This window comes from Limimaricola litoreus, assembly GCF_024159025.1.
GTDB classification, from domain to species: Bacteria; Pseudomonadota; Alphaproteobacteria; order Rhodobacterales; family Rhodobacteraceae; genus Limimaricola; species Limimaricola litoreus.
In genome coordinates, this window is sequence record NZ_JAMYXC010000016.1 from 20,380 (window position 1) to 27,368 (window position 6,989).

Annotated in this window: 6 protein-coding genes; 3 read left to right on the forward strand and 3 right to left on the reverse strand. The window is 70.4% G+C overall.

The window, feature by feature from the left end:
• Positions 1-97 precede the first annotated feature (97 nt).
• Entirely contained in the window at positions 98-1,747 is a 1,650-nt protein-coding gene (locus NHG85_RS00965; RefSeq protein WP_253328939.1) for an alpha-amylase family protein, read from the forward strand.
• Here NHG85_RS00965 and NHG85_RS00970 read toward each other — a convergent pair.
• The 3 genes from NHG85_RS00970 to NHG85_RS00980 all read right to left on the reverse strand — a co-directional run bounded on the left by NHG85_RS00970 (position 1,744) and on the right by NHG85_RS00980 (position 3,765).
• Positions 1,744-2,583 carry an arginyltransferase gene (locus NHG85_RS00970; RefSeq protein ID WP_253328940.1) on the reverse strand — a complete coding sequence of 280 codons (840 nt, stop codon included), beginning with the start codon at positions 2,581-2,583 and terminating at the stop codon, positions 1,744-1,746. The two genes, NHG85_RS00965 and NHG85_RS00970, sit on opposite strands and share 4 nt — an antisense overlap.
• 142 nt (positions 2,584-2,725) lie before the next feature.
• Positions 2,726-3,187: an RDD family protein gene (locus NHG85_RS00975; RefSeq protein ID WP_253328941.1), complete on the reverse strand. Its 462-nt coding sequence runs from the start codon at positions 3,185-3,187 to the stop codon at positions 2,726-2,728.
• A gap of 119 nt (positions 3,188-3,306) precedes the next feature.
• Positions 3,307-3,765, reverse strand: coding sequence for a DUF2852 domain-containing protein (locus tag NHG85_RS00980; RefSeq protein WP_253328942.1), 459 nt, complete (start codon positions 3,763-3,765; stop codon positions 3,307-3,309).
• Positions 3,766-3,963: 198 nt separating this feature from the next.
• Between NHG85_RS00980 and NHG85_RS00985 the strand changes: the two genes are divergently transcribed.
• Positions 3,964-6,750 carry a [protein-PII] uridylyltransferase family protein gene (locus NHG85_RS00985; RefSeq protein ID WP_253328944.1) on the forward strand — a complete coding sequence of 929 codons (2,787 nt, stop codon included), beginning with the start codon at positions 3,964-3,966 and terminating at the stop codon, positions 6,748-6,750.
• Positions 6,747-6,989, forward strand: a 243-nt coding sequence (locus NHG85_RS00990; protein WP_253328946.1) for a hypothetical protein, incomplete at its 3' end; no start/stop codon positions are given. The genes NHG85_RS00985 and NHG85_RS00990, both read left to right, overlap by 4 nt.

Sequence of the window (6,989 nt, forward strand, 5' to 3'; positions counted from 1 at the left end):
GGAGCGCATTGCGGCAAAGGGGGCACAAGGCCCATGCGAAAGCCCGCTCGCCGAGGCGGGCGCGCGGCCTAACTTGCCCTTGCAAAGGAGGCCGCCCATGCTCGATCTTTGGTACAAGAACGCCGTGATCTACTGTCTCGATGTCGAGACCTTCATGGACGCCTCGGGCGACGGGGTGGGCGATTTCAGGGGGCTGACGCACCGGCTCGACCATATCGAGGGGCTGGGGGCGACGGCGGTCTGGCTCAACCCGTTCTACCCCACGCCCAACCGCGACAACGGCTATGACATCACCGATTTCTACGGCATCGACCCGCGGCTCGGCAATGCGGGCGACTTCGTCTCCTTTGCCCGCGCCGCCGCCGATCGCGGGCTCAAGGTGATCGTCGACCTGGTGGTCAACCACTGCTCGATCGATCACCCGTGGTTCCAAAGCGCGCGATCGGACCCGGGCAGCCCCTACCGCGACTGGTTCGTCTGGTCGAAGGAAAAGCCCGAGGACATCACCGAAGGCGTGATCTTTCCCGGTGTGCAGGAGGCGGTCTGGACATGGGACGAGCAGGCGGGCGCGTGGTACATGCACCGCTTCTACGCGCATCAGGCCGATTTCAACATCGCCAACCCGGCGGTGCGCGAGGAGATCCTCAAGATCATGGGCTACTGGCTGGAGCTTGGCGTCTGGGGGTTCCGGATCGACGCAGTGCCCTTCCTGATCGAGTACAAGGGCCTCGACGAGGAGCCCGACCGCGATCCGCTCCTTCTCTTGTCGGAGATGCGCGATTTCCTGTCCTGGCGCCGGGCGGGGGCGATCATGCTGGCCGAGGCCAATATCGAGCGCGAGAAGGCGCCCGACTATTTCGGCGGGCGCGAGTTCGGCGCCGATGAGCGGATGCACCTCATCCTCGATTTCCCGCTGAACCAGAAGATCTTCCTCGCACTGGCGCGGGGAAAGGCGGCGCCGATCGTCGACGCGCTGGGCACGCGCCCCAAGGATGCGCCCCGGCAGGCGCAATGGGCGACCTTCCTGCGCAATCACGACGAGCTGTCGCTCGACAAGCTGCCCGATGACGAGCGGCAGGAGGTTTTCGCCGCCTTCGGCCCGGATGAGGAGATGCAGCTTTACGGGCGGGGCCTGCGCCGCCGTCTCGCGCCGATGCTGGGCGATACCGACCGGGTGGCGCTGGCGCAGTCGCTCTTGTTCGCGCTGCCGGGCACGCCGGTGATGTGGTATGGCGACGAAATCGGGCAGGGCGAGGATCTGTCGCTTTCCGAACGCTCGGCCGTGCGCACGCCGATGCAATGGGCCGACGAGCATCGCGGCGGGTTCTCGCGGGCCGATTGCGAGCCGGTGCGCCCGCTGGTCGAGGACGGTCCCTTCGGCTTTCACGAGACATCGGTGGCCGCGCAGCGCGGCCGCCCCGGCAGCCTGCTCACACGGGTGCAGCACATGATCCGCGCGCGCCGCGCCTGCCCCGAGATCGGCTGGGGCGAGGTGGAGGTGATCGAAGACCTGCCCGAGGCGGTGCTGGGGCTGGTGTCGTCATGGCGCGGCGCGCGGGTGCTGACGCTGCACAACCTCTCCGACGCGCCGGTGACCTGCGCGCCCGAGATCGCCGGGGCCAGTCATCTCGTGGCGCTGCTCGGCGGGCCGGACGAGGCCGGACACAACCCGCTTGCGCCGGGCGAGGAGATCGCGCTGCCGAAATATGGCTATCGCTGGTTCCGGATCGACGGCGAGCGTGCCTAGCCGCCGGTCACGAGGCGCGTATCGGGCAGGGTGATGCGCGCCACCTGCTCCGAAATCGGCGCGACCGAGAGCGGATGCGTCTCGGCCGAGTAGTCGTCGCGGTCGCCCATCGGCTGCCAGCGCCCGCCGCGGTAAAGCTCGAGCGAGGAAAAGCGCGCCTTGTAATCCATCTTCGGGCTGCCGGGCACCCAGTAGCCCAAGTAGACGTAAGGCAGGCCCATCTCCTGCGCGATGCGCACGTGGTCGAGGATCACATGGGTGCCGAGCGAGCGGCGCTCCTCGGCCGGGTCGAAGAAGGAATAGACCATCGACAGCCCGTCATCGAGGATGTCGGTGAGGCAGACCGCGCGCAGCCCGTGGCGCGCGTCGTTGATGCCGGAGGGATCGGTGTATTCGACCAGCCGCGAGCGCACGGGCGTCTCCTCGACCATGGCGGCGAACTCGAACATGTCCATGTCGGCCATGCCGCCTGTGGCGTGGCGGCTGTCGAGATAGTCGCGGAACAGCGCGTATTGCTCCTCGGTGGCCCAGGGCGAGGTGGCGCGCCGCGCGAGGTCGCGGTTGCGCTTCAAGACCCGGTTCTGGCTGCGCGAGGGGGTGAAGCGGCGCACGTCGATCCGGGCCGAGAGGCAGGCGGTGCATTCGGCGCAGGAGGGCCGGTAGAGCACGTTCTGGCTGCGGCGGAAGCCCTGCTTGGACAGCGCGTCATTGAGCTTTTCGGCCTGCTCGCCCTGCAGCGCGGTGAACAGCTTTCGCTCCATCCTGTCCGCCAGATAGGGACAGGGCTGCGGGGCCGTCACGTAGAACTGCGGCGCGAGGGGCAGGGTATGGCGCATAGAAAGGGCTCGGGCTCCTTGTCCCGAGCAAAGCTAGCGCCGGACCGGCCAGCTGCCAAGTCCCCCGGGGGCAGATCGCCCGCCCGCCGGGTATCGTGATCTATCAGGCCCCCGATCGAAGCCCATATCGAAGCCCGCTGGCTCAGCGGCGGCGGCGCAGCGCCGTGGTGGCGAGGATGCTGTCGTTCAGGCCCTGGCCATGCGGGGTCAGCAGCATCATCGCCACGGAGACGAGCTGCAGCGGGAAGATCATCATCGACACGGCGTAGCCCGCGGTATGCGCAAGGGCCTGACCGGCGTCGAGCGGGCGATCCTCGCCATCGCGCAGCTCGATCGCCATGAGCCGCATCCCCCATGTGGCCGAGCCGGAGGCGATGGTGGCGACGCGGTAGAAGAAGCCCACCACCATCATCATCATCGGAAAGAAGAACAGCCCCACGAAGGCGGTCAGCGGCACCAAGAGCGCGCAGATCACCGCGATCACGGTGACGTCGACGAGCCAGGCCAGCCCGCGTTTGAGCGCCACGCCCTCGTAGCATTCGGGGCTGGTCTCGGGGTCGGGCAGGCCGCGCAGGCGGGCGGCGAAGGTCGGTGTCACGGTCATCTCGCGATCCTCTCATGCGGGGCGGGGTCGGGCAAGTGGACAGGGTCGGGCAAGTGGGCGGGGTCGGGGGCAAGCGACACGGCCCCCCGGTGAGAGGGGGCCGCGCCCGGACGGACGGCTCAGGCGGCGTCCTTGTCGGTGTCGTCATCGCTCTCGGCGCGCTTGGCCTCGCGGGCCTTGGCGGCGCGGTCGTCCATGAACTGGTCGAACTCGGCCTTGTCCTTGGCCTCGCGCAGCCGCTCGAGGAAGCTTTCGAAGGCGCGCTGCTCCTCTTCAAGCCGGCGCAGCGTCTCGCTCTTGTAGGCGTCGAAGGCGCTGTTGCCCGAGGAGCGCATCGTCGCGAAGGGCGAGACGCGAGCGGTGCGGCTGCGGCAGGATGTGGTGAACATGCGCTTGCTCCAGATCATGTAGGCGAGAAGGGCGAGGCCGATCGGCCAGAAGGCGATGAAGCCCAGCACCATGGCGGCGATCCAGGCGGGTTTGCCGCGGGCGTCGAGCCAGGCTTCGCTGCGGGTGAGCCAGTCCTTGAACCCGGACCGGCCAGCGCGGGGGGACAGGGGCATGTCGGTCGTGGTCATCGAGGAACTCCTTCGCGGACGGGGCCCGTCATTCGGGCCGGTGGGATGTGAATGCGTTTCACATTACAGCAGATGGGAAGCGGCGGGTCGGGCTGCAAGGGGTCATGTGAAGGTCTTTAACATTTTTCCGCCCTTTTCCTGCCCCGGCGGCATCGTGGAGCGATTGACGCCCCCCGCGCGGCGCGCCACGGTCCGGGCATGACCGATCTCGCCTCGCGCCTGCGCCGCGCCCCGCGCCCCCTCGATCCCGACAAGGCCGCCGAGGCCCGCCAGCTCTGCGGCTGGGCCGAGCCGGCCACCGCCGAGCTGATCGGCGGCACCGCCGGCTGCAGCCCCTATCTCGCCAGCCTGATCGGCCGCGAGCATGGCTGGCTCGAGGCCGCCTGCGCCGATCCCGAGGGGGCGGTGGTCGCCGAGCTTTCGCAGCTCAAGGGCCGTGAGATCGCGGCGCTGGGCCCAAGGCTGCGGCAGGCCAAGCGGCGCGTGGCGCTGATCGCGGCGCTGGCCGATCTGGGCGGGGCCTGGCCGCTCGAAGAGGTCACGGGCAGCCTCACCCGGCTCGCCGATGCAGCGCTTCAGGCCGGGTTGGAGACGCTGATCGCGCCGCAGATCGCGCGCGGCAAGCTGCCCGGCATGACCGAGGCCGACATCGAGAGCGGCGCGGGCATGGTGCTCTTCGCCATGGGCAAGATGGGCGCGCATGAGCTGAATTATTCGTCGGACATCGACCTCATCTGCCTTTACGACGAGACGCGCTACGAGGGCCTCGACCAGCATGAGGCGCGCAGCGTTCTCGTGCGGGTGACGCGCCAGCTCGCCGCCCTCATCGGCGACATCACCGGCGAGGGCTACGTGTTTCGCACCGACCTGCGGCTGCGCCCCGACGCCGCCGTGACGCCGGTCTGCCTGTCGATGGGCGCGGCCGAGCAGTATTACGAAAGCGTCGGCCGGACATGGGAGCGCGCCGCCTGGATCAAGGCGCGGCCCTGCGCGGGCGATCTCGCCGCCGGGGCGGGCTTCGTCGAGGTGCTGCGCCCCTTCGTCTGGCGCCGGCATCTCGATTTCCACGCGATCCGCGACGCGCATGACATGCGGCTCAAGATCCGCGATCACAAGGGGCTTGGCGGCGCGCTCAGCCTGCCGGGCCACGACATGAAGCTCGGCCGGGGCGGCATCCGCGAGATCGAGTTCTTCACCCAGACCCGCCAGCTCATCTCGGGCGGGCGCGATCCGTCCTTGCGCGTGCGCGGCACGGTCCAAGGGCTCGACCGGCTGGCGCAGGCGGGCTGGATCGAGCGCGACACGGCGGAGGCGCTGACCCGGCACTACCGCGCGCATCGCGAGGTCGAGCACCGGGTGCAGATGATCGGCGACCAGCAGACCCACATGCTGCCTACATCGGAGGAGGGCTTCGAGCGGCTCGCCGCCTTCATGGGGCGCGACCTGGCGGAGCTGAAATCCTATCTGACCGAGCGGCTGGAGGAGGTGCACGCGCTCACCGAGGATTTCTTCGCCCCCGGCCATGCGCGCGCCGAGGCGCCAGAGTTCGGCGAAGATGTGACCGCGCGCTGGCCCGGCTATCCCGCGCTGCGCTCGGACCGCGCGGTCGAGATCTTCGACCGGCTGCGCCCCGAGATCCTCAAGGCGCTGTCGGAGGCCGCGCGCCCCGAGGAGGCGCTGGCGCAGTTCGACGCCTTTCTCGCGGGGCTGCCCGCCGGGGTGCAGCTCTTCTCGCTGTTCGAGGCCAACCCGCAGCTGACGCGGCTCATCGTTGACATCTGCGCCACCGCGCCGGGGCTGGCGCAATACCTGTCGCGCAATTCGGGCGTGCTCGACGCGGTGATCGGCGGCGGCTTCTTCGCCGAATGGCCCGGCGTCGATGCGCTGCGCTCGGAGCTGGCGGAGCTTCTGGCGCGCCAGCCCGACCACGAGGCGCGGCTCGGGGCGGCGCGGGTCTGGGCCAAGGAGCTGCATTTCCGCATCGGCGTGCACCACCTGCGCGGGCTGATCGACGCGAACACCGCCGCGCGCGAATATGCCGAGCTGGCCGAGGCGGTGGTCGCCGCGCTCGTGCCGGTGGTGATCGACGAGATCGCCCGCCGCCACGGCCCGCCGCCCGGGCGCGGGCTGTCGGTGCTGGCGATGGGCTCGCTCGGCGCGGGGCGGCTGGCCTCCTCCTCGGATCTCGACCTGATCGTGATCTACGACTCGGCGGGCGTAGATTCCTCGGACGGGCCGCGCCCTTTGGCCGCGCGGGCCTGGTATGCGCGCTTCACCCAAGGGCTGATCACCGCGCTGACCGCGCCGATGCCCGACGGCCGGCTCTACGAGGTCGACATGCGGCTGCGCCCCTCGGGGCGTCAGGGGCCGGTGGCCACGGCGCTGCCCGCCTTTCGCGCCTATCAGCAGGACGAGGCCTGGACCTGGGAGCATCTGGCGCTGACCCGCGCGCGCGCGGTGGCCGGCGAGCCAGGGCTGGGGGAGGAGATCGAGGCGTTTCGCCGGGAGCTGATCGCGCAGAAGGCGGGCGGGGAGACGGTGCTCGCCGATCTGGCCTCCATGCGCGCGCGGCTGGCCGAGGCGCGACCCGCCTCGGGCGGCTGGAACCTGCGCGACGGGCCGGGGCGGCTTCAGGATGTGGAGCTTTTCGCCCAGAGCCTCGCGCTGCGCGCGGGATCGGGCGCGCGCGAGGTGGCCGCGCAGATCGAGGCGGGGCGCGCGGCGGGGCTCGTGGACGATGCGGGGGCGCGGGCGCTGGGTCACGCGGCGGCGCTCTTTCGCGGCGTGCAATGCGTGGCGCGGCTGCTCACCGGGGGCGGGCCCTTGCCCGAGGATCCGGCCGAGGGCGGCGCGCGGTTGATGCTGCGCGAGGCCGGCTGCGAGACGCTGGACGATCTGCGCCGCGCCCTTGACGCGGCGGCCGCGGCGGCAGAGGGGGTGATCGATGACGCCCTGAAGGGCAGCCGTGCGGGAGAGAACGGATGAGCGACGAGATCGACCCCAAGGGGCTGGTGCGCGAGGCCTACAGGATCGAGGGGATCACACCGGGCGAATGCCGGTCGATCTTTCTCGACTGGGCGCTGTCGCTGCCCGAGGGGCTGGAGCCCGCCACGGCGATCCGGCGGCTGCTCGAGCGCCATGCCATCGCGCCCGAGGGGCACCCGATGACGGCGGTTCTGGTCGAGGGGCTGGGCAATGGCGCCGCGCCGCAGCGGCGCGGCGGG

Bases quoted from the DNA above. Each gene is read 5' to 3' on its own strand.
- NHG85_RS00965 (WP_253328939.1), top strand. From the start codon at position 98: ATGCTCGATCTTTGGTACAAGAACGCCGTGATCTACTGTCTCGATGTC.
- NHG85_RS00970 (WP_253328940.1), bottom strand. From the start codon at position 2,583: ATGCGCCATACCCTGCCCCTCGCGCCGCAGTTCTACGTGACGGCCCCG.
- NHG85_RS00975 (WP_253328941.1), bottom strand. From the start codon at position 3,187: ATGACCGTGACACCGACCTTCGCCGCCCGCCTGCGCGGCCTGCCCGAC.
- NHG85_RS00980 (WP_253328942.1), bottom strand. From the start codon at position 3,765: ATGACCACGACCGACATGCCCCTGTCCCCCCGCGCTGGCCGGTCCGGG.
- NHG85_RS00985 (WP_253328944.1), top strand. From the start codon at position 3,964: ATGACCGATCTCGCCTCGCGCCTGCGCCGCGCCCCGCGCCCCCTCGAT.